The following is a 22532-nucleotide window of genomic DNA, read 5'->3' as shown; positions in this document are numbered from 1 at the left end:
TTTGATCAAGGCATCAATTATGACACCACTTCATAAAAAATAATATCCAAGTCTTAATGATTATGTCATATTTTATTATAAGAATTGTAGAGGGGAGTTCACTTGCTAGCAGTCTCTATAGTCGACAAGCCTCAAATTTTTATGCTTGCTACTACTTATTTTTAATGGGGTTCTTTGCTATTTTATGCCTTTACCTAAGAAACATCATGATACTATTTTAATATGCCTAAAAACACATATGTGATAAGGTGCTCAAAACTTTTAAAGATTCAATTTCAAAGTTAATTATCAAAAATTGAAGCCCAGGTGTTCAGAGACGAATTGAAATATTGTTTAACGAATAATGATATGTCTTACATGTAATTAGCTATGACAAACGTGTTGTACTTGTGTTAGAAAAAGAATATCATCAACAACTATCCGAGTTAGCGAAAACCCAGAACATAACCGATAGTAGGCTCGCACAAAGGATGATAGAGGAATATTTAGACAAGCATCAGAATTAAGGTATTTATTTTGAACAAAAACCTGGTTAATTTAAAAAACCGAACTCCCCATTCATCTACACGATAGTGCAATTTATTTGCAGTCTATTTCGTGTGAATGAAGGGGTTTTTAGTTAGAAGCAAACTATACATAATATCAAAATTTAGGCGGTATAGGATTTATGGTTTAATCATTTATATGTATTTACAAATAGTTCTTTTTATATATTAATTCCCATAATGTACTACCTAAAACGGTTAGTTTAGCACCATCCTAATAGTGATTGTCTGTCTATAATAGATAATGTTTCAAAAATCACAAGTATTAGGAGGAAACAATTTGCTAAGGAAGATTTTTATTCAATTGATTGTTTTGGCAATGTTTATTGCTTTTATTCCTTTTTGGAATTTTGCAAGTGTTGCTGCCAAAGAACAATCTCCCCAAAAAATTACGAAAGGAAAAGAAAAAATTGAAGTAGTAGGGGAACGTACTCAAACCTCTAAAACGTTTAACAATTCTAATGGTACTTATACAACTGAAATATATGAGGCACCTATTCATTTTAAAGATAATAAAGGTAACTGGAAAGATATTGATAACGGCCTTCAAAAAAAGAAAAATAATGGAAAAGGGCAATATAAAAATAAGGCAAATAACTTTACTGTAACATTTGATGAAAGAATTGATAAGGAAACCAACAACGTACAAGTTGCGGATAATCAATACAACCTTAATATTGGATTAAAAGAAATTAAACAAAAAGGTGAAGTAATTCCTGCTAAAGAGGTTATCGGGGTTGCTACAGATAACCAAATTGAGTACCAAAATGTTTTTGATAATATTTCCACTACATATTCTGTTGGAGAAAACTTTGTAAAAGAAGATATTATAATTAACAAAAAGCCCGAAAAAGGGTTACCCCAAACCTTCTCATATCAGCTATCCCTTGAAAATTTGACATATGAACAAATTAATAATCAAATCAATTTAAAGGACGCCAAAACAGGTGAGTTGGTTTATGTTATAGAAACACCGTTTATGTATGATGCTTATAAACCTGCAGGCTTTCAATCTATTGACGGTACAAATTCTATACCTGAAGAAGCAAAATCTTATAATATCACGTTAAAAACACGAAAAGAAAACAATACTTTATGGATTGATTTAACCCCAGATACAGCTTGGCTACAGGATACTAAAAGACAATACCCTATTGTCATTGATCCAACAATTGTACGTATCCAAGGTAACTCAAAAATGTTTGATACAACATTACGAAAAAAGTTTCCAACTCAAACTGGGGGAAATGATACAGAGTTAGGTACAGGTACAGCCACAGACGGGAATATTGTTAGAAGTTTATTGAAGTTTGATGTAACACCTATTCCAGAAAAAAGCATTATTATGTCTGCGGATGTAAGTCTTTATCTATCTTCAACTAATGATCCAACTCCTATTAATTTAAGTATGCATGCCATGAAACGTTCATGGGATGAAAATACGGCTACATGGAATAACTATGCAACAGCAGGAGGCTGGACAACAGGGGGAGGAGATTTTAATACCACGGCTCTTTCAACTGTCACAGGAGTCTCTTCAGTACCTAGTAATGTAGAAGAAGGTATTAAACGATGGTCTATTCCAACGAGTATGGTGAGCGGATGGCTATATAATCCAGAATCAAATCTTGGTTTATTATTAAAAAGCACTTCAGAAAGTACATTAATTTACAAAAAGTTCATCAGTAGTGAAAGCACAACCAACCCACTCGCTTATAAACCAAAACTTGTCGTTACTTATAAAACACCCAACCGTTTAGGGTTGGAAGACTATTGGGATTATGCCACACATGATATTTCAAATGGATCTAACTATGTAAATTTAGGCACAAATAATAATGTTATTCAATACACAGATTTTAGCTTATTCAACTATGGTGGATTTGGTTTAGATTTTACTAGAACTTATAATAGTAAGGATTTTGAAAAATCTCCATTTGGCTATGGTTGGAGTTTTACAGGTTCAGAGAAATTATTTTATAATGATAAATATTTTAATGTCGAATATAAAGATGCAGATGGTACGGTCCATGCTTACTCATGGGATGGAGATAAGTATATTGCACCAGCAGGTAATTATGATAGTTTAGATATGGTGGATAAGTACACTTTTAAACTGACTAGCAAAACTGGTATCACAACAACATTTAAAGTTAGAGAAAGCAATAGTGATACAGATGTGGAAGTAGCATATATTACCGAGCAAAAAGATTTAAATAGCAATACAATCACTTATAATTATGATACATCAAATCAGCTTACTTCTATCAGTACTAATCTAGGCACAAAATTACTGTTAACTTATACTGATGGGCTTATTACAAATGCAAAATACAATAAACAGGATATAACGTATACGTATACTGATGGTTATTTAACACGAGTACTGGTTAAGAAAGATGACACTACATCAACACCTACTTCGTTCTACTACACAACTAATGGACAGTTAACGAAAATCATCGATAGTAAGCAGAAAATAATGCTTTATGGATATAATAGTGAATTGGATTTAGTATCGGTAACAGAACCTTCATTAGATGGGCAAGTAGATTCTATCACTAATTACTCTTTAGATCGAACAAATAATATTGTGACAGTTACAAGCCCAGAAGGTACTGTTACACGCTATGGTTTAAATAACAATTTTAATGTAACGAAAATGTTTGATCCTTCAGGAGATACAACAACCTATACATTAGATGAAAATAGCTATAATGTTCTTTCACAAAATGTTATGTATTCAGATGGATCTACTTATACTAAGAAATTTAAGTATGATACAAAGGGAAATTTATTAAGCACTAATGATTCAAAAGGTGTGACAGAATCCTATACGTATAATGAGTACAGTAATCTTTTAACTCAGACAGATGCCAATCAGCAAACAACTACCAACACTTATCAGAATGGTAATCTAAAAACCTCCACAACACCTAAAGGAGAAACAACAACCTATACGTATAATGACCATGGGGATTTGACACAAGTAAAATATCCAGATGGGAAAATCGAAACGTATAGCACTAGCTATGAGAATAATCAAAAACTAACAACCTATCAAGATATTGAATTAGGTATTACAACTGAAACTGTAACTGATTTTAATGGAAATATCCTCTCATATGAAGACGGAAAAAAGGGGAAAACTAGGTTTCAATACAATCTGAAAAATGAACTAGTAGAGGTAGAAGATGCTGCAAATAAAATAACGACTTATACGTATGATGCCAACAGCAATTTAACATCTGTGACAAATGCTAATGGTAAAAAGCAAATGTCTCTTAGCTATAATGCACAAAATGCCATAGAAAAAGAAACAAATGCAGGGGGACAAGTTACATCTTACAATTATAATGCTGATGGTGATTTAAGTGAAATTATCAAGGCAGCAGGTGAAAAAATCGCCTATACTACTTCAGCTGATACCAATACACAGATAGTGAAAGTGAATGGGGTTAATCAGTTTTCAACACAAGTAGATGGTTTATCTACGACAGTGACAAATCATACACTTGGCAATCAAAAAGTTACGTATACCCTTTCAGAAAATGAACTATTACAAAGGGTAGACATTAGTGCACCAGTGAATCGTTCAATAATGTACACTTATAAAAATGAGAAAGATTTAGAGAGCATTCAATATGGTACAAATACCATAGAGTATGTAACAGATGAGAATGGTCAAACAACTCAAACCACACTTAATGGGGCAAACACTGCTAACTTCATATGGAATAAAAACAACTTATTGGAGAGCACAATTTTCAGAAATGGTGCAGCTATATTAAATGAGTATAGTTTTAATCAATTACAATCAGAAACATTGAAAACCAATAGTGAAACGACTTGGCAAACAAATAAGTATGAGTATGATAAAAATCAGCAAATTACCAAAGTATCAAACGATGATGGTACAGTCACTTACACGTACGATGTTTTAAACCAGCTAGTCAAAGAACAATACAGTAATGGTCTATCCATTTCATATACGTACGATTCAGTTGGAAACCGTATTTCTAAAACCACTTTGCAAAACGGTAGTATAACTACAACCAACTATAGTTATAATAATTCAAACCAGATGATGGCTGCTGGTGATAAAACTTATTATGTTAGCGACAATGGAAATGTTACAAATGATGGTGTTTTCCAATATGCTTGGAACGCATTTGATCAATTGACAGAAATTAAGTCTCTAACGGGTACGACAGTTGCCTCATATCGTTATGATGAAAATGGACGTCGTATATATAGTAAAGACAGTAACGGCGAAACGTATTATCGTTATAACGGTATAACAAATCAAGTATTGTTTGAAGAAAACTCAGAAGGGGTCATTTCAAAAGCATATACTTATGACGATAATGGTCATCCTCTAACAATGACTTATCAAGGTTCAACATATTACTACTTAACGAACTATCGTGGAGATGTACTAGCCTTAACAAATACAAATGGTGAAATTGTTGCAGAATACACATATGATGCATGGGGCAATATTATTAACCAAAGAGGTGCACTGGCAATTATCAATCCGTACCGTTATGCTGGTTATCGATACGATGAAGATTCAAAACTTTACTATCTAATGGCACGTTATTATAACCCAGATACAGGAGTGTTCTTATCGTTAGATTCTGTACGTGGAGATACAATGAATCCTTTAACACTGAATGGTTATAGTTATGCGAACAATAATCCTGTAATGTTCGTTGATCCAGATGGGGAATTCTCAATTTCAAAAAATTTAAAATCAATACTAAAATCATTTATTAAAATGATTTTCGCTGATTTACGTGAAAATACATTAACAAATTTTGTATTGTTTGTTGGTGGTGGTGGTGTATCCGCTTATGTTGCAAGAAAAATGGCCTTAAAGGGGTTTACTATGTTGAATAGAGCACCAAATAAAAAGGCAATTAAAGCTTTTATTACAGGTGGATTTAGCGCATATATTTCTGGATCCTTTCTTAAGGGAGCTGCAAGTACAGCAGTGAATTTAAGTGGAAAACTATGGAAATGGGATCCGTGGTTTGATACTACTAGGCTTGGAAAAACAATTGATAAAGGATTACTTAGTGCAGAGCGATATTTACTAAGTAAAATTAAGTAATAGGTGGTAATTAAAATTAATATATCTAAAAATCAGCCATCCAGAAAATATAATAGCATAGTAAGAAAAGCGAATCTTTATGATTTATTTTTTATGAAAAATAAAGCTATTAATACATTGGTTTCAGGGTTAAACTATTCTTTAACAGACACTGAAAAATCGAGTGCATTTATTTATATAGGACTTTTATATTCTGATTTAAAAAAATACAATAAGGCATCTGAATATTTTCATAAAGGTTTGAAAATCCTTGAAAATGAAGAATTCTATTACAGTCCTAATTTCAATAAAATCATTAAGGTTCTTGTAAAAAATAGAGATTTCGAAAAAGCCACTTACTGGTTAGAGAACTTTAATGGTAGAATATCCTATGATAAAAAATTTAGTAAACTAGGTAATCTTAATTCATATATAAAAAACATTAATAAGTAACCTGAGATAATATCAATTTTTTGAAAAACGTTCTAACAAGCAAGGGTTTAATACCTTGCTTGTTGTTTTTTATAGCGCTACTAGTAATAAAGCCCAAACACTATTGGTCAGTAGTTTGGGCTTTACTCTTTTATCTACGTTTATCCATCTCATTGAGTACCTTTTCACCATCTTTAGAAGACATGTTCTTATACAATGAAGTTGTTTTAATAGCTGAGTGACCTAATTGATCCCTTTATAAAATTATGTCTCCACCGCTCCGGGTAAAATCTACTGCAAATGAATATCTAAGTTTATGTGGACTTTTACCGTTTCTAAAGAAAGCTGCTGTATATTTATTTACGATATTTTGAATGGCTCTTCTATATAAAGGTCTTACAACACCACCATAAACGCTAACAAAAGGAAAGGGGGATTTTTTAGCGCCTGGGTATCTAGATTCTCTAACATCCATGAACCGTTCTAAATCTACAATAGCACTTTCTAAAACGGACACAGAGTCAGGTTTGTTACCTTTTCGTACAACATCTATGTATCTGCTGTGCAAATGTATATTGTTCATTTCGAGGAGGTATTTTTAATTATAGACAAAGGTATAAAAAATAGGGGAAAAGGCAAAACCTTTTATGAGACTAGTTTCCATGAAAGGGGAAATCTTCGATGAATATGGTTTTAACTGCTAATAAACGTCAAAAAGGGCGTCATTCGTCACTAACACAGCTTCGACAAAATGGGGCTATTCCTGGTGTTGTTTACGGTTTTCAAATGGAGCCGACAGCCATTACGTTAGATGCTAGAGCTTTTGCGAAAATATTGGCTGCACATGGTACGAAAAGTGTCTTTCAACTCGATGTGGAAGGAAAGCGCATCAATGCTGTTTTAACAGAAGTGCAGCGCTGTGCATTGAAGGGTAATGTAAAGCATGTTGATTTCAAGTCCATTAATATGTCTGAGGAGCTAGAAGTCGATATTCCGGTAACCGTGATTGGTGATGCTGTAGGAGTGGCAGAAGGAGGCTTCCTGCTTCAGCCTAATCGTGAGGTTCGCATTAAAGTGAAGCCAACTGAAATTCCAGAAACCATTGAAATAGATGCCACGAATGTTGCGATTGGCACTTCTCTTTATGTAGGGGATATTCGCCAACAGTTTCCGTTTGAAATTTTACATGAGGATGACTATACACTGGTGACCATCACACCACCAGCTGCTGAAAATGTACAGGAAGATGATACAGTCGACGATACACCTGAAGTGCTTGAAGCGACAGGGCAAAATACGGATGAAACAAGAGGATAGAGAAAGAGGGAGCCATCTTACATTTCGTAAGTGGCTCCTTACCGTTTATTGGTTAAACTGCTGTATCGATTTTCGGTAACGATAATATAAAGTGATGTAAATACTACAAGTTACTAAAAATAGCCATGGTGGGATAAAGCGCCCGATGGCAAAGGGTGTTTCAAATAAAAAGGCAAAAAGGAAAGAAAACCCTTCTTTCTCCCATAAACCAGGTGTAAAATACGCATTTTTTATACTGAAAAGGGAGTAGTAACTATCGTTGGCATAAAAAATCATTAAGAAGATAAATGACAGTATGGCCCAGTTGCTTGCTTGTTTCATTAAACGTTTATATTTCGCAATGTGGGAATCATGATCTGAAAATAATTCATCATTGCCATCTTTTCTTTTTAACCAATAGTAGGTGCCGTCATAGGCTTTTTCTTTTACTATACGCCAGCCAAAATCCTCATGTAATTGCTTATAGGTCGCTTTCTTTTCTTTGCGAAGATCCTGCTGACAATCAATCCGAATAACTTGTTCAAGATCTTCAGTAGGCTGAAATGTATAAATACCTGCTGAGTTTATGTTGGAGCATATCCAACCCTTGGCTAACATTTCGTTTAACCAACGCTCTTCCTTTTCGATATCAAAAAAGATTTTAAACTTTATCATGTTCGCCAGCTCCCTCGTATAAAGATAAAATGCGCTGCAATCTTTGTTGCTCTGCGGCTAATATTTCTAGACCCTCTTCTGTCGTTTGATAAACCTTGCGTCTTGTATCCTGGGTTTCAACAGGTGTAATCCAATGATATTTCAATAAATTGTCAATGGCTCCATACATCGTACCTGCAGCAATTCGGACTGTACCAGCACTCATTTCCTCAATTTTTTGCATCATAGCATAGCCATGTAGCGGTTCACGTAAGGCGAGTAGAATATAATGCATGGTTTCGGATAAAGGTAATAATTTATGTTTTTTCACATCTTCACCTCAAATATACAGTTGGACTATATAGTTTGATTATATATAGTTGCACTGTATATTTCAACTGTAAAAAAAGACAATGCAAAAATGCATTGTCATTAAAGTTTAGACAACAGCGCTTTTCACGCCTGTCCATCGCATAAATAATTTTTCGTTATAGGATAAGGCAAATTGTACGATTGGTCCAAGTCCAAATGCCATAAACACCGTACCGATGCCTATAGGACCGCCAAGTAGGAAGCCAATAATTGCAACTGTTACTTCCATTGTTGTACGAGAGCGGGTCACACTCCAGCCAAGCTTATGGACCATCATCAGCATAAGTGTATCACGAGGTCCAATACCTAAATTCGCCACCATATACATCCCACAGCCCCAGCCTAGTAACACTAACCCTGTAAGGTAAGAAATAAGTTGCATCCAAAAACCATCAATATCAGGTAACCAATAGTTGAAAATATCGATAAAAATGCCTGCCAAAAACATATCGATAAACGTTCCAGGTAAAGGAAACTTTTTCGTAATCAGCATATCAAACGCTAAAATAGCAAGTCCCAAAATAATGGACCATGAACCGATTGATAAGCCCAATGTTTTTGTTAAGCCAATATGTAGTACATCCCATGAGCCCACACCAAAAAGTTGGCCTTTAATTGTTAATGTGATCCCAAAAGAAAGCACGATAATGCCTGTTATGAAAAACAAACAGCGCGTGAAAAAAGCTTGTTTCATTTTTAACCCTCATTCATTCGAAAATTCCTGTTGTCCATCCAGTTATTATAACAATAGATTTTCAATATGCCCGAAGATTGTCATTTCACATTTTTCAAAAAAAGACGGTTAGCTTTCTTAGGAGAGGGCAAAATAGATATGTAGATGAAAGGATGGGATACTATGACTTCTGTACGTGATGAAATTTTAGAAGTGTTAAATCGAGAAAAGATTGGAACAATGGCAACTGTAGAAAATGGCAAACCGTACTCACGTTACATGACGTTCCAGCATGAAGATTTTGTGTTGTATACAGTGACGAATAAACATTCAGAAAAAATGGAAGAGCTACGCAAAAATCCATATACCCATATTTTATATGGCTACGAAAATGGTGGCTTTGGTGATACGTATGTGGAAATAGAAGGCAAGCTTACGGAAGTACATGAAGAAGGGATAAAAAATAAACTAGCCGAATTTTTTACAAGTATCTTTGTTGGCAATCAGGATGAAATGGTGACATTAAAAATTGAGCCTATTCGTATGCGCTTGATGAATAAAAAAGGGCAACCACCCAAAGAGCTAGAATTTTCGAACGACCATTGATCAATGGTCGTTTTTTACTGACGTAACGATAAATAGTTGCAATGATTAGTAGCTTTTTGGCATGATAGTTCTTAAAAGAAAAAGGAGTATAGGTTATGTCGATAAAATTACAGCAGCTAACACAAAATGTATTATCATCTCAAGGAAAATTAGAGGCAGATTTTATACTGAGAAATGCGCAAATTGCGGATGTTTTTTCGTTAACATGGCAAAAAGCAGATATCGTTGTGAAGAATGGTATGATTGTTGCTCTAGATCGCACTAATCAGTTTCAGGCTAAACAGGAAGAGGATGCGGCAGGAGGCTATGTCATTCCCGGATTAATTGATGGTCATATACATATTGAATCTTCTATGTTGACACCTGGAGAATTTAGTCGCGTTTTACTTCCTCATGGTATCACAACCGTGGTGACAGATCCACATGAGATCGCCAATGTCGCAGGAGCGGAAGGCATTCAATTTATGCTCGATGATGCACAAAAGGCAGATATGGATATTTTTGTGATGCTGCCATCAAGTGTGCCAGGTACACAGTTTGAAAATGCAGGCGCTACACTAACAGCTAAGGATTTGGCACCATTTCTACAACATGAGCAGGTTCGAGGATTAGCTGAGGTGATGGATTTCCCAGCGGTGTTAAATGGGCAAGAGGACATGCTTCAGAAAATTTTATTATCGCAGGAAGCAAATTTAGTCATTGATGGGCATTGTGCAGGCTTACAAAGCGAACAAATTACAGGCTATCGAGCTGCGGGTATTCACACAGATCATGAATGTGTAACGGCTCAAGAAGCGATTGACCGTGTAGAGCAGGGGATGTATGTACTAATCCGAGAGGGCTCAGCCGCGAAAAACTTACGTGACTTATTGCCAGCTGTCCAGTCACACAATGCTCGTCGCTTTGGATTTTGTACAGATGATAAATATGTGGATGAGTTAATCGATGAGGGCAGCATCAATTATGATATCGCCATGGCAATAGCTGAAGGGATGCAACCATTGCAAGCAATCCAGTTAGCAACGGTAAACACAGCAGAATGCTATCGTTTATTGGACCGAGGTGTACTTGCACCAGGCTATAAGGCAGATTTTGTGTTAATAGACGATTTATCGACGATGCAGGCAAAAGCTGTATGGAAAAATGGGCAGAAAGTGGCTGAAAATGGTGAGATGCTGACAAATCGACAAGCGCCAGTTGTGCCTGCTCATATCTATCAATCTGTCCATTTACCGACCATTACAAAGGATAGGCTACAACTAGCATTCACAAAGGGTACAAAGGCGAATGTAATGGAGATTGTGCCGAATCAGCTAATTACCAATCATGTAATAATGGATGTCCCTGTAAAGGAAGGGGTCTTTGTCCCGTCTGTAGAACAAGATCTATTAAAATTAGCCGTAATCGAACGTCATCATCAGTTACACACGACAGGTTTAGGAATTGTCAAAGGCTTTGGCTTACAAAAAGGAGCAGTAGCCACAACAGTAGCTCATGATTCCCATAATGCCCTTGTTGTAGGAACAAATGATGAGGATATGGTCATGGCGCTTACTCGCATTCAGGAAATCCAAGGGGGCTTTGTGATTGTTGCGGATGGCCAAATTCTAGCGGAGATGCCATTAACCATTGGTGGCTTGATGACGGATGTACCAGCTCAAGAGGCAAAGGAGCAGCTAGCAGGCTTGCACAGTGCATTAAAGACGCTTAATCCAACATTAGATTTCCATTTTCTCCTGACGTTTTCTTTTGTGGCATTACCAGTTATTCCTGCTTTAAAGCTAACAGATACAGGATTATTTGATGTGACAACCTTCCAGCATATCTCAGTAGAAGCATAGACGGTAGAACGACCTAATTGCGGTAAGCGATTAGGTCGTTTATTATCATTCTGTATACCGTAATTAGGTAAATCTTTTTATGTCGTGGAAATATATTTTCCAAGAGGCTACTTCTGCTCCTTCATCGAGCAATATGCAGCCAGCGATTTATCATGATGGGGACGAGGATAATGTTAGAAAATTGTCGGTACCATACCACCATCCATACGAATCGGTGATCCTTTAAATGCAGATGCAAATGGACTACATACAAATGTAGTTATTCTTCCTATTTCGATTGGTTTGATAAATCTTTGTATTTCTGATTGAGGTAGGTTTGTCATCATAAATTCTTTCTCTTTCTCAGAAAAACTCATGTCTTGATTAGGAAACATACCATCAATTATTTGATACACATTCTCAGAGAGTGTTGGTCCTGGCAAGATTGTATTAATTGTAACCTCTTTTCCTATTGTTAATTTAGAGAGGCTTTTTGACAAAGATAATAGCATCGTTTTTGTCATGCAATATTGAGGCATTTGTCCCGAGGGCATAATTGCTTCTTCACTGGCAATAAAAATAATGCGACCAAAATCATTTTCCAACATTTTTGGTAAGTAAAATTTAGATAATCCATTTGCCGCAAGAACATTAGTACGGAAGTATTTTTCCCAAGTATCATCATCAACATCTTCATATGGCATAATTTCATAGATACCCATATTGTTAATTAAAATGTCAATACACGGATATTTTTCAAATAAAGCTTCTCTTTGATGTATATCAGCAATATTGGCTGTAGCATTTTGTGGAAAAGTAGATGGATAAGCTAATTTAATTTCATTTACAGTGCGTTGTACCTCTTCATCATTTCGCCCATTTATTAGTACGTTCACACCTTCTTTGGCTAGTTCGATAGCGATTGCTTTACCTATACCTCTTGTAGATCCGGTCACTAAAGCTGTTTTATTGTTCAATCCTATATCCATATTACATTGCTCCTCTATCTATTTTGATTTTCTGGATGTAAAAATAAAAACGCCAACTTTTTTGAAAGTCTGACTATTGGTCTTGTGTTTCAAAATTTTATATTTATCTAATTTGTTCCTACATGTTTAGAACGCCAATTTGAAGGCGTATCACCTTCCCATAGGTGGAAGGCACGGTAAAATGAGTTTTGATCTTCGTATCCAATCAAGAAGGCGACATCTTTAATATCAAGCGAGGGGTCTGCTAGATACTCGCGGGCCTGATCCTGTCGAACTTGTGTTAACAAAAACTTAAAGCTCGTGCATTCGTTAGTAAGCCTGCGCTGCAAGGTACGGTCGCTCATTCCTAGCTCGCTCGCGACTGTCTGTATGTCAGGCCGTCCTCCTGCTAAGCTACGTTTTATTATCCATTTAACCATCTCAGTGATGGAGCTGCTATGTTGGTGCACATTCAACGATTGATCCAGAAGAGGGGTCAACATTTCCAGCAACTCCAAGTTATATGAGGCAAAGTGACGATCCAGATCCTCGCGGTGTATCGTCAACCGGTTACACTTTGCACCAATTTGGATACTGCAACCGAAATAATCTTCAAGCGACTGTACATCGCCCATTTCATGTGAAAATTCAACGAACTTTGCTGCGATCGGTTGACCTGTCCCCCGACGTCCAAGCTCAAGAAGAAATGCAAGTGTGATACCAACCAGCATAGGAGGACCAGGTTGCTCAGTATACGACCATTCTAGTTCGATTGTACATTCCTCACCCTCCTCAGTGATACGCAAGCTTTCAGGCGGACACAGTTGTTTGTACCGTGCCATTCTCTTTAAGGCATCACGATAATCACGTGCATGGTAGGCTACTAGGACAGTAGGGGGGTAATGATTTGGTTCAAAGCTAGTCGCTAGTTTGATGATTCCTTTAGCAGTGTCGTCAATGATATCGGAATAAGCCTGCCAAATCGAAAAATATTGAGTTATAGAGACGACAGGTTCATTAATGATTGTAATAGGTAGTCGTGCTTTTCGAACCACGTCTTGCGGGGCTATCCCTACTTGACGTAACCCTTCCCAAAATCCCAATATTGGTCATATCGTGAATTTTGTCCTGCTTTGTTTGAACTGGACAGTTTATATAGTATCTTTTCAATCACGCCTTGTAACTAGCAAACAGTGACTACTAACTTGCAATGTACGACAAATTCTTAGAAAACAAGAATAGTAGGCATCATTTTACGTCAAATAATTAAACAATTTTAATGCTTGGATCAATAAAGCAACTATTGCTTCCCTTAACTTTAGCACATCTTTATCACGCGCATTGGCAGTATTCTTTTTTCTCTCTTACAAGAGATATTTTGATTTTCCTCAAGATAATTAATACAGAATAGGGGATAGAGGCCACATTTTTAGCCACGCCCAGCCTATCTCAATACAGCCAAAAAAATGGCTTTATACATTTTGCCAAAGGAAGGCAAAACAGCAATCTCCTTTAAAATCACTTTTTTCGATTGATTTTATCGAAATAATCATCTTTATCGAATTGTAAATACATAATAAGATATAGGTATACGGGAACAATAGTAAAAACTTCAAGGAAGCGGGGATATTCTAAATGTCAATAGCAGTTATTTACGGTGGCAATCGGTCGAATGGGAATGTAGAGACTTTAACAAAATTAGCCACTCAAGGCCTAATGATTGAAGAAATTTATCTAAAGGATTGTGTCATTCAGCCAATAATCGATAAGCGTCATGCTGAGGAGGGATTCTCAGATGTCAGCGATGATTATAATGCCGTCATTGACCGTATTCTTCCGCATGATATTCTTATTTTTTCTACGCCTATTTATTGGTATAGTATGACAGGAGCGATGAAGAACTTTATAGATCGATGGTCACAAACCTTAAGAGACCCGAATTATCCTGATTTTAAAGCATTAATGTCTTCTAAAAAAGCATATGTTATTGCAGTTGGTGGAGATGAGCCTTATATAAAGGGGTTACCAATGATTCAGCAATTTCAACATATTTTTGATTTTGTTGGGATAACCTTTGAGGGGTATATTCTAGGAGAAGGAAACAAGCCAGGCGATATTATTCAAGATCTCAAAGCGTTGTCTGCAGCTGACCATCTTAGAAAAGAATTGCAATAGGTGTTGGTTTAGAAAAGAACGAGCCAACTATCAATCGACCTTATTAGCTGTTAGATTATATTTACTATTTTTATAGCAGAAACACAGAAACGTATTTGGATGAAAGAAGTCTCCAAATTCGTTTCTTTTTATATGATAAAAGGATTAAATGCCAGTCACTACATTTGGCAGCCCTTTCTTTCAGTTACAAACTAGTGTATATTGGATTTTATTATCGAAAAGGATGAATGTTTTTAAAAAAACTATCGAAGAAATAGATAAAGGGGTTCAAGTGATGGATATTAAGCAGCTTCAAACGTTTTTTACAGCAGCTGAAACATTAAGCTTTACACAGACAGCCCAGCTTCTTGACTACGCTCAATCGAGTATTACAGCTCAAATCAAAACTTTAGAACAAGAGTTGGGTGTTCAACTTTTTGAGCGGCTTGGCAAGCGCATTATTCTCACGGAAGAGGGCAAGCGTCTACAGCATTATGCAAAAAAAATGCTTGAGCTAGACCGTGAAATGAAAAAAGCTATATCCAACGAGCAGGAGCAAGTCCTATTGAAGATGGGGGCACAGGAAAGTCAGTGTGTCTATCGATTGCCCAGCATTTTACAGCAATTTCAACAGGTTCACCCCCATGTGAAAATCATTTTTAAGCCAGTGCATACAACGGACATTGCTAAAAAGCTATTACAGGCAGGGGATCTAGATGTTGCCTTTATTACAGATACCTACCAGGAAACATCGATGTTACAGCGACAGCGATTGATTGAAGAGCAGCTTATTTTTGTCAGTGCACCTATCGAAAGAAGGGAGCCGCTATCCGCTCAACAGCTAGCACATGAAACGATGCTGTTAACTGAAACAGGGTGCTCTTATCGTAATCATTTAGAAGCATTGCTTCAGCTAGAAGGGGTTCGGCCTTTACAAATGATTGAATTTGCCAGTATTGAAGCGATCAAACAATGTGTAATTGCAGGTCTAGGTATGACGTTTTTACCTAAAATGGTCGTAGAAAAAGAACTGACATTGGGACATGTAACAGAGATACCGTCCACATTAAAGCTAGCTCCTATTTATACAGATATTGCTTGGCATAAAGATAAGCATTTGCAACCGTGCCTCCTCGATTTTATTGCTATTGCCAAGCAGAAGTATCAAACGCTGGGGAATTAAAAAAAAGGAGCCTGAATGAATCAGACTCTGTTAAAATTATTGCTGCTTGAGGGTACCCGAAAAATTGGTGCCTTCATTACGTTCAGCACGACAATCAATCTCGGACACCTTTAGGGCATTATTGGATAAACGTTCAAATTCAACGACACAGCGATTGCCGTTTGAGGACTTATTCATTAAGGCTTTTGAGCTGCTTGTTATCGTGGCTGTTCCATTGACGTTACCTGAAGCTGTCCCATCATTTGCTGTTAAAGCAATAGAGAAGCTGTTACTTGTAGCGTTCGAAATGACGGCATCGCGGCGGTTAAAATCGTTTGCACCTTTACCCCATTTGTAATAATACGTATAGACACCTTCCCAAGCACTTTTACCAGGTGTTGCTTGTTGCAAAGATTTATCGAGCTGACTTTGGGCATTTTTAGCTCTTGTCATTAATGAAACATTGTTGGCATTCTCGTGTATGGCTTGTGCATCCGCTGAAATTTCATAATAATTTCGCTCGTCCATACGATAAAGCATCGTGACAACTTGCGCACGGGTCATGTTATTTGTCACGCCATAAAACTTTTGTAAATTACGATCTTCATACTGTGGATTTAGCCCGGAAGAAATATAGGTATCAAGTAAAAACTGAATAGATTGATCTAATCCCTTCTTACCGCTAGCTAAATGAGCAATAGCCTGTGCCACTACACCGCGCTTTACAGTAGCCGCTCGAATTCGGTTGTCGAAATAGCCATTTAAAGGCACCCCGTAGCTTGCGAGCTGGTTATAGAATTCATCCGACCAGTTTGCCGAAGGCGTTTGCTTTTTTAATTCGTCGATGGGCGTTTCGAGCTCATAAAAATTGGCTAATAGTTTTGCTAATTGCTGTTCAGTAATAGTAGCATTCGGTTTAAATGTACCGTCTGTAAAGCCATTAACAATATCATATTCTTCTGCCCATAAAATAGCTTCATAGGCATAATGATCCTCTGATACATCCCGAAAGCCAGCAGCTTGTACATTGCCTGCACTAGCGATAATCAGAATAGAAAATAATAATGTACCAATTAATTTTTTCATTCGTCGTCTTCATCCTTTCTTGCTCGCTTTAGTAATAGTTTGCAGGAAATGGATAAAAACTGCAAATTTTTCTAGTGAAAAAATAATCGCTGCCCTTTGTCGGGAAGCGATTATTTTAAACGTCATTATTGGGCTGTGTAGCCACCATCTACTGTTAATGTGTTCCCTGTCATAAACGTTGAATCGTCACAAGCCATAAATAAAACAGCTTTTGCCATTTCCTCTGGTTGTCCTAGTCGTTGCATAGGTGTGATCTGACGTAATGGTTCCTTACTTTCTTCTGGAATAATCGGTGTATCAATAAAGCCTGGACATAGGGCATTAACACGAATACCTCGCGTAGCAAATTCCAATGCTAATGAACGTGTTAAATTAATCACACCCCCTTTTGCTGCATTATAAGCAGCTGATCCTGGCGAGCCAACCCAACCATACATCGAAGCTGTATTAACGATTGTACCACCATTCGCTTTTAGCATTTCTTTGATGGCAGCCTGCGCCATTAAAAATACACCATCTAAGTCTACATTTACAGTTTGACGCCATTCCGCATAAGGAAGCTCCTCAGTTGGCGTAACACGACCAATTCCTGCATTATTAAAAAGGACATCGACTTTGCCAAATGCCTCAATCGTTGTTTGATAAATAGCAGCTACTTCCTGTTCATCCGTTACGTTTGCTTTGATGAACATGGCTTCTGCGCCTGTTGCCTGTAGTTCGACTGCAAATGCTTGGCCTTTTTCCTCGTTTAGGTCCACAAGCACCACTTTTGCTCCCTCTGCTACAAATAATTGAGCGGTTGCAGCACCGATACCAGAAGCACCACCTGTAATAATTGCGACTTTATCTTGTAATTTCCCCATACATGACACTCCCTTAAACAATCATTTTTCTTGCACACTGTGTAAATCACGGTGTACTTTTATTGTAAAACGCCTGAAAACGGAAACAATCATTAATGTCGTAGTAAATATCTAACTAGTAGACATATGTCCCTGAAATGTCTAAAAGGGGGAAGTAAAATTGCCAAAATGGACACAAAGACAAGAAAGAACCCGCCGTCATTTTTTTGAGGCGTTTGTCGATTTAATGAAACAACATGGTTTTCAAGCCATTACAGTGAAGGATATTGTAGAACGAGCCGGCTATAACCGAAGTACCTTTTATGTGCATTTTCGAGATAAATTTGAGCTGGCAGAGAATTTACTAGAACAGATGCTGAATGGTCTGGAAGTAGCAGTAGGTGAACCCTACCTATATGGGGAAAAGGTATATACAACAAAATTGAAGGCACCATCCTTTAATATTATTCATTACATTTATAAGCATCGTTTGTTTTTCGAGCTGCTGAATGTGGAAGATACGATTCCTGGGTTACATACTCGTATGCCCTTAACGATTACAAAAATTTATCAAGAGCAATTTAAATTTGAGACGATCAATCAGCAGCCTGTCAATATGAACATGTTCAAGCATTATACTTCCTACGGCTTTTATGGATTGATGATGCAATGGATTGCAAGCGGTTATGGAAAATCAGAAGAAGCTTTAATTAAGGATATTATTGAATTAACGAAAACACATATTTATGCCTTTGAATTTATAGGAAAACCGTTAGAAAAAGAAGAATGAACGTTTATTCACATAAATCTATGTATTAAAAAATCTCTAATGTTAGCATTGGGGATTTTTTGTTTGGGCCAAACTAATTTTTACATAAGAAAAAAATTTTTTAAAAGAAATTTTCATAAAGTAGTTGAATTTTCTTTGCATTAAGCATATATTTTTCCTAAGGGAAACAAAATATCTGTGGAGAAAGAAGAGTGCATGAATGAAAGATTTAGGTGATTTCAAGCTGACGATTCTTCCAATGGTCATTTTAATTATTTTAGCAATCGTATGGAAACTGACCGATTCAGTAGGCGCAGGGATGATGTTAATACTTTTCTGGATGAGCTGGCGCCAGCTTATCAGGAAAATGAATATAAATTAAGGCATTGTATGAAAAAAAGCTGTGAGATTAGCGTTCAATACCATTAGAGGGCGGGCATGACAAACAATATACGGCTTGTCCGCCGATTGGTTACGTTGTTGTTTAGCACTTTTTTCAAACAATTGCTTAAAAATGAGAAAGTCGAGGTAGGAAAATGAAACAATGGTTAGGCGTGATGGTATTATCACTCTCATTTCTATTATTTGGCTGTTCAGCAGAAACAGAGGGTGAAAAAGAAGGCATTGTGGTCGCAACCACAGGACAAATTGCAGATGCGATTAAAGTAATCAGTGGCGATCATTTACAGGTATCGGCATTGATGGGTCCAGGTGTAGATCCGCATCTCTACAAGGCGACTCAAAGTGATTTATCGAAATTGGATAAAGCAGAAGTCATTTTTTATAATGGCTTACATTTAGAAGGACAAATGCTCGATATTTTTGAACAAATGGCGAAGGATAAAACGGTCCTGGCAGTGGGCGAGACATTAGATGAAAAGCAACTGCTTGCCAGTGATACGGATGCCATGCTCCATGATCCGCATATTTGGTTTGATATTGAGCTTTGGCAAGGTGTTGTCAAGGCAATCAGTACGCAGCTTCAGGAAGAATACCCTGAATTTAAAGCAGATTTTCAAACAAATGAAGCAGCTTACTTGAAAAAGCTAGATGATTTACAAAGCTACGCAGAAAAGCGTGTGAATGAAATACCACAGCAACAAAGAATATTAGTAACGGCTCATGATGCATTCAATTACTTTGGCAGAAGTCAGGGATTTGAAGTACGTGGCTTACAAGGACTGAGTACGGATTCAGAGTATGGTGTGAAAGATGTTCAAGAGATGGTTGATTTCTTAGTAGAAAATAAGATTAAGGCTCTTTTTATAGAATCCAGTGTGTCCGATAAGGCGATGAAAGCTGTCATTGAAGGGGCTAAGGAAAAAGGCCACGACATTGTCATCGGTGGGGAATTATTCTCCGATGCTATGGGAACTGAAGGAACAACAGAAGGTACGTATATAGGTATGTATCAACATAACATCGACACGATCGTCGATGCATTAAAGTAGGTGAAGAAAATGTATGCATTAACAGTGGAAAATCTATCAGTGGCGTATGATAAAAAAACAGTATTGGAAAATGCCTGTGTAACAGTGCCTACAGGTCATCTAGCTGCCATTATTGGCCCAAATGGTGCAGGGAAATCCACATTCTTAAAGGCCATTTTAAATCAGCTTCCCAATAAAGTAGGAAAGGTAGAAATTTTAGGGAAGATGTTTGAGCCAAAGAGTTTGGTCGTAGGCTATGTGCCACAGCGTAATGCGGTGGATTGGGATTTCCCAACAAATGCGTTGGATGTGGTGCTCATGGGGCGTTATGGCCATTCAGGTTTATTTAAAAGACCGTCTAAGCAGGATAAAATTGTTGCTCGACAAGCTTTAGCAAGTGTTGGGATGCAGGATTTTGCAGAGCGTTCCATCGGGCAGCTTTCAGGAGGCCAGCAACAGCGTGTATTCCTGGCTAGAGCACTTGCACAAAATGCAGATATATATTTTTTAGATGAACCATTTGCAGGAGTAGATGCTGCGACAGAAAAAACGATTATTGATATCTTAAAGGATTTAAAGGCACAGGGAAAAAGTATTTTTGTTGTGCATCACGACCTTCAAACCGTCAAAGAATACTTTGACTATACGATTCTATTAAACAAAACGATTTTAGCATCAGGCGCAACGGAAGATGTTTTTACACCAGAGCAATTACAAAAAACATATGGTGGTAAACTTTTCATGATGCAGCATGTGTAAGGAGGGACATAATGTTAAGCGGTAACTTATTGTGGGTACTGAGCGGAACGATGTTACTTGGCATTGCAGCAGGCATCACAGGCACGTTCTCCTTCTTACAAAAACAGAGTCTAGTAGGGGATGCTGCTGCGCATGCAGCATTACCAGGCATTGCCCTTGCGTTCCTGCTAACAGGTCAAAAGGAATTGCCAATTTTAATGCTAGGAGCGGGCATTACATCTGCATTATCTGTGTATTGTATTCAATGGATTGTGTCATTTTCAAAAATGAAGGCTGACGCTGCCATTGGATTAGTCCTCACCGTATTTTTTGGTGTTGGTGTTGTATTTTTAACAGTGGTCAACCGTAGTCCACTGGGGAATCAGAGTGGTCTGAATAATTTTATTTTCGGTAAAGCTGCGACGATGACCAAGGCAGATTTAATGTGGCTCTTTATTAGTGCAACCATCATTATTATGGTCAGTCTCTTGCTTTATAAGGAATGGAAGCTACTGATCTTTGATCCTGTTTATGCAAAAGGGATTGGCTTACCAATAGAGGCTTTAAAGGCAACATTAACGGTTTTAATTGTCATGACAATTGTTACAGGTATACAAGCTGTTGGCGTCATTTTAATGTCAGCGCTATTAATTATTCCTGCTGCCAGTGCCAAGCTATGGACAAAAAAATTGAGCACAATGCTCATTTTAAGTGCCGCGATTGGAGGTATCGCTGGCATAACAGGAACCTTTATTAGTGCGATTCGAACAGGGTTATCGACGGGTCCTATAATTGTCTTAGTGGCAGCAGGTATATTCTTTCTATCGTATTTTATAAGTCCAACTGGTCAAATTAGTAAATATCGTAGGAAAATGCAATTTCGAAAGCAGGGTGATGTAGGATGATCGAATTTTGGGTTGTATTCACGGGACTGTTAGTTGGGGTAACTTGTGGAATTGCAGGTGTCTTCCTCATCTTGCGTAGAATGTCCATGATTGCAGATGCGATCAGTCATACAGTGCTCTTTGGTATCGTGATGGCATACCTTATTACCCAAACATTGAATGGCTTTTGGATGTTGGTAGGTGCCGCCTTTGCAGGGATTTTAACAGCCTATCTTGTGCAATTATTACATTCTTCTGGTATTCAAGAAGACGCAGCGATAGGCGTAGTGTTTACATCTCTGTTTGCAGCAGGTGTTCTCCTCATCACCTTATTTGCAGGCAATGTGCACTTAGATGTTGAGCATGTTTTAATGGGAGAAATTGCTTTTGTTCCTTGGGATAAATGGACATTGCTTGGGCTGGCAATGCCTAAGGCTGTATGGATGCTCTTGCTCGTCCTCGTCATTAATATGGCGTTCCTACTCCTATTCTTTAAAGAAATGAAGCTTACGACGTTTGATCCTGTGTATGCAGCAACCATTGGGATTCCCGTTGTCTTTCTTCATTATGGCTTTATGACATCGATTTCGTTTACAACAGTGGCAGCTTTCGATAGTGTAGGGGCCATTTTAGTGGTTGCCATGTTGATTGGGCCAGCTGCAACCTCCTACTTAATCAGCAAGACGATTAAGCAAATGTTCGTCTATAGTATGCTCTTTGGAGCTGCTGCTTCCGTCATTGGCTATTATTTAGCGAAATTCTGGGATACCTCTATAGCAGGTATGATGGCAACAACAGTCGGCTTTATTTTTATCGTGACGTTTATCTGTCAAAAAATCGTTGAACGTAGAAAAAAAGCACTTGTTCATAAACTAGAAACTTCTTAACGAAAAACGTCGTTTGATACGCCCATCAAACGATGTTTTTTCTTTTGGAGACAAGTTCAAACTTTTGAATGAGTACTCCTTCTAGGAAAAATAGTATACTCGTTAAGATAAACTAGAAA

The 22532-nt window shown here is 37.3% G+C and carries 20 protein-coding genes; 13 read left to right on the top strand and 7 right to left on the bottom strand.

Going from position 1 to position 22532, the window contains the following annotated elements:
* The first annotated feature begins 825 nt into the window (after positions 1 to 825).
* The 3 genes from CD31_RS10065 to CD31_RS10055 all read left to right on the top strand — a co-directional run bounded on the left by CD31_RS10065 (position 826) and on the right by CD31_RS10055 (position 7389).
* Positions 826 to 5661, top strand: a complete 4836-nt coding sequence (locus CD31_RS10065) for a DNRLRE domain-containing protein (protein ID WP_036077319.1) — start codon at positions 826 to 828, stop codon at positions 5659 to 5661.
* A gap of 93 nt (positions 5662 to 5754) precedes the next feature.
* Positions 5755 to 6093: a tetratricopeptide repeat protein gene (locus CD31_RS10060; RefSeq protein ID WP_052125365.1), complete on the top strand. Its 339-nt coding sequence runs from the start codon at positions 5755 to 5757 to the stop codon at positions 6091 to 6093.
* A 660-nt stretch (positions 6094 to 6753) separates the two neighbouring features.
* Positions 6754 to 7389, top strand: a complete 636-nt coding sequence (locus tag CD31_RS10055; RefSeq protein WP_016991678.1) for a 50S ribosomal protein L25/general stress protein Ctc — start codon at positions 6754 to 6756, stop codon at positions 7387 to 7389.
* 45 nt (positions 7390 to 7434) lie between these two features.
* On the opposite strand, the gene CD31_RS10050 is transcribed toward CD31_RS10055, so the two are convergent.
* The 3 genes from CD31_RS10050 to CD31_RS10040 all read right to left on the bottom strand — a co-directional run bounded on the left by CD31_RS10050 (position 7435) and on the right by CD31_RS10040 (position 9088).
* Positions 7435 to 8043 (bottom strand): DUF2812 domain-containing protein, encoded by a 609-nt coding sequence (locus tag CD31_RS10050; protein ID WP_036077318.1) that lies wholly within the window; start codon positions 8041 to 8043, stop codon positions 7435 to 7437.
* Positions 8030 to 8317: a PadR family transcriptional regulator gene (locus tag CD31_RS10045; protein WP_036077461.1), complete on the bottom strand. Its 288-nt coding sequence runs from the start codon at positions 8315 to 8317 to the stop codon at positions 8030 to 8032. Before CD31_RS10045 ends, CD31_RS10050 begins: the two co-directional genes overlap by 14 nt.
* A 144-nt stretch (positions 8318 to 8461) precedes the next feature.
* A complete protein-coding gene (locus tag CD31_RS10040) occupies positions 8462 to 9088 on the bottom strand; it encodes a YczE/YyaS/YitT family protein (RefSeq protein WP_016991675.1) in 627 nt (208 codons plus the stop codon).
* Between the two features lie 162 nt (positions 9089 to 9250).
* On the opposite strand from CD31_RS10040, the gene CD31_RS10035 reads away from it, so the two are divergent.
* The gene (locus CD31_RS10035; protein WP_016991674.1) at positions 9251 to 9673 is read left to right on the top strand and encodes a pyridoxamine 5'-phosphate oxidase family protein; all 423 of its coding nucleotides are present in this window, start codon (positions 9251 to 9253) and stop codon (positions 9671 to 9673) included.
* A 95-nt stretch (positions 9674 to 9768) separates the two neighbouring features.
* Complete coding sequence (gene ade / locus CD31_RS10030; protein ID WP_036077315.1) at positions 9769 to 11514, top strand: adenine deaminase; 1746 nt, start codon at positions 9769 to 9771, stop codon at positions 11512 to 11514.
* Between the two features lie 173 nt (positions 11515 to 11687).
* Here ade and CD31_RS10025 read toward each other — a convergent pair whose 3' ends face one another.
* Both CD31_RS10025 and CD31_RS10020 read right to left on the bottom strand, forming a co-directional pair.
* Positions 11688 to 12482: an SDR family NAD(P)-dependent oxidoreductase gene (locus CD31_RS10025; RefSeq protein WP_036077312.1), complete on the bottom strand. Its 795-nt coding sequence runs from the start codon at positions 12480 to 12482 to the stop codon at positions 11688 to 11690.
* A gap of 107 nt (positions 12483 to 12589) precedes the next feature.
* Positions 12590 to 13567 carry an AraC family transcriptional regulator gene (locus tag CD31_RS10020; RefSeq protein ID WP_036077310.1) on the bottom strand — a complete coding sequence of 326 codons (978 nt, stop codon included), beginning with the start codon at positions 13565 to 13567 and terminating at the stop codon, positions 12590 to 12592.
* A 529-nt stretch (positions 13568 to 14096) separates the two neighbouring features.
* Here CD31_RS10020 and CD31_RS10015 point away from each other — a divergent pair.
* Positions 14097 to 14636: a flavodoxin family protein gene (locus CD31_RS10015; protein ID WP_036077308.1), complete on the top strand. Its 540-nt coding sequence runs from the start codon at positions 14097 to 14099 to the stop codon at positions 14634 to 14636.
* 274 nt (positions 14637 to 14910) lie between these two features.
* Positions 14911 to 15798, top strand: coding sequence for a LysR family transcriptional regulator (locus CD31_RS10010; RefSeq protein ID WP_036077458.1), 888 nt, complete (start codon positions 14911 to 14913; stop codon positions 15796 to 15798).
* 36 nt (positions 15799 to 15834) lie between these two features.
* On the opposite strand, the gene CD31_RS10005 is transcribed toward CD31_RS10010, so the two are convergent.
* Together CD31_RS10005 and CD31_RS10000 are read right to left on the bottom strand one after the other, a co-directional pair.
* Positions 15835 to 16863, bottom strand: coding sequence for an S-layer homology domain-containing protein (locus tag CD31_RS10005; protein WP_036077306.1), 1029 nt, complete (start codon positions 16861 to 16863; stop codon positions 15835 to 15837).
* Between the two features lie 125 nt (positions 16864 to 16988).
* Positions 16989 to 17726 (bottom strand): SDR family NAD(P)-dependent oxidoreductase, encoded by a 738-nt coding sequence (locus CD31_RS10000; RefSeq protein ID WP_036077304.1) that lies wholly within the window; start codon positions 17724 to 17726, stop codon positions 16989 to 16991.
* A 160-nt stretch (positions 17727 to 17886) separates the two neighbouring features.
* Here CD31_RS10000 and CD31_RS09995 point away from each other — a divergent pair, with 160 nt between their 5' ends.
* The 6 genes from CD31_RS09995 (at position 17887) to CD31_RS09975 (ending at position 22413) form a co-directional block, all read left to right on the top strand.
* Positions 17887 to 18495 carry a TetR/AcrR family transcriptional regulator gene (locus CD31_RS09995; RefSeq protein WP_036077302.1) on the top strand — a complete coding sequence of 203 codons (609 nt, stop codon included), beginning with the start codon at positions 17887 to 17889 and terminating at the stop codon, positions 18493 to 18495.
* A gap of 199 nt (positions 18496 to 18694) precedes the next feature.
* A complete protein-coding gene (locus CD31_RS23525; RefSeq protein WP_167334366.1) occupies positions 18695 to 18856 on the top strand; it encodes a hypothetical protein in 162 nt (53 codons plus the stop codon).
* A 154-nt stretch (positions 18857 to 19010) separates the two neighbouring features.
* Positions 19011 to 19925, top strand: coding sequence for a metal ABC transporter solute-binding protein, Zn/Mn family (locus tag CD31_RS09990; protein WP_036077299.1), 915 nt, complete (start codon positions 19011 to 19013; stop codon positions 19923 to 19925).
* Positions 19926 to 19934: 9 nt separating this feature from the next.
* Positions 19935 to 20663: a metal ABC transporter ATP-binding protein gene (locus tag CD31_RS09985; protein WP_036077297.1), complete on the top strand. Its 729-nt coding sequence runs from the start codon at positions 19935 to 19937 to the stop codon at positions 20661 to 20663.
* An 11-nt stretch (positions 20664 to 20674) separates the two neighbouring features.
* Positions 20675 to 21547, top strand: a complete 873-nt coding sequence (locus CD31_RS09980; protein ID WP_036077295.1) for a metal ABC transporter permease — start codon at positions 20675 to 20677, stop codon at positions 21545 to 21547.
* Complete coding sequence (locus tag CD31_RS09975) at positions 21544 to 22413, top strand: metal ABC transporter permease (RefSeq protein ID WP_036077293.1); 870 nt, start codon at positions 21544 to 21546, stop codon at positions 22411 to 22413. The genes CD31_RS09980 and CD31_RS09975 overlap by 4 nt, the downstream gene beginning before the upstream one ends.
* Positions 22414 to 22532 lie beyond the last annotated feature (119 nt).

Source organism: Lysinibacillus boronitolerans JCM 21713 = 10a = NBRC 103108 (assembly GCF_000772935.1).
GTDB classification, from domain to species: Bacteria; Bacillota; Bacilli; order Bacillales_A; family Planococcaceae; genus Lysinibacillus; species Lysinibacillus boronitolerans.
This window is presented reverse-complemented; position numbering and strand designations above follow the sequence as displayed.

Excerpts from the sequence above, each read along its gene's own strand:
- CD31_RS10055 (WP_016991678.1), top strand. The coding sequence starts at position 6,754 with ATGAATATGGTTTTAACTGCTAATAAACGTCAAAAAGGGCGTCATTCG.
- CD31_RS10025 (WP_036077312.1), bottom strand. The coding sequence starts at position 12,482 with ATGGATATAGGATTGAACAATAAAACAGCTTTAGTGACCGGATCTACA.
- CD31_RS09980 (WP_036077295.1), top strand. The coding sequence starts at position 20,675 with ATGTTAAGCGGTAACTTATTGTGGGTACTGAGCGGAACGATGTTACTT.
- ade (WP_036077315.1), top strand. The coding sequence starts at position 9,769 with ATGTCGATAAAATTACAGCAGCTAACACAAAATGTATTATCATCTCAA.
- CD31_RS09990 (WP_036077299.1), top strand. The coding sequence starts at position 19,011 with ATGAAACAATGGTTAGGCGTGATGGTATTATCACTCTCATTTCTATTA.
- CD31_RS10035 (WP_016991674.1), top strand. The coding sequence starts at position 9,251 with ATGACTTCTGTACGTGATGAAATTTTAGAAGTGTTAAATCGAGAAAAG.
- CD31_RS10000 (WP_036077304.1), bottom strand. The coding sequence starts at position 17,726 with ATGGGGAAATTACAAGATAAAGTCGCAATTATTACAGGTGGTGCTTCT.
- CD31_RS10045 (WP_036077461.1), bottom strand. The coding sequence starts at position 8,317 with ATGCATTATATTCTACTCGCCTTACGTGAACCGCTACATGGCTATGCT.
- CD31_RS10010 (WP_036077458.1), top strand. The coding sequence starts at position 14,911 with ATGGATATTAAGCAGCTTCAAACGTTTTTTACAGCAGCTGAAACATTA.
- CD31_RS10040 (WP_016991675.1), bottom strand. The coding sequence starts at position 9,088 with ATGAAACAAGCTTTTTTCACGCGCTGTTTGTTTTTCATAACAGGCATT.
- CD31_RS10015 (WP_036077308.1), top strand. The coding sequence starts at position 14,097 with ATGTCAATAGCAGTTATTTACGGTGGCAATCGGTCGAATGGGAATGTA.
- CD31_RS09985 (WP_036077297.1), top strand. The coding sequence starts at position 19,935 with ATGTATGCATTAACAGTGGAAAATCTATCAGTGGCGTATGATAAAAAA.
- CD31_RS09975 (WP_036077293.1), top strand. The coding sequence starts at position 21,544 with ATGATCGAATTTTGGGTTGTATTCACGGGACTGTTAGTTGGGGTAACT.
- CD31_RS23525 (WP_167334366.1), top strand. The coding sequence starts at position 18,695 with ATGAAAGATTTAGGTGATTTCAAGCTGACGATTCTTCCAATGGTCATT.
- CD31_RS10005 (WP_036077306.1), bottom strand. The coding sequence starts at position 16,863 with ATGAAAAAATTAATTGGTACATTATTATTTTCTATTCTGATTATCGCT.
- CD31_RS10050 (WP_036077318.1), bottom strand. The coding sequence starts at position 8,043 with ATGATAAAGTTTAAAATCTTTTTTGATATCGAAAAGGAAGAGCGTTGG.
- CD31_RS10060 (WP_052125365.1), top strand. The coding sequence starts at position 5,755 with ATGAAAAATAAAGCTATTAATACATTGGTTTCAGGGTTAAACTATTCT.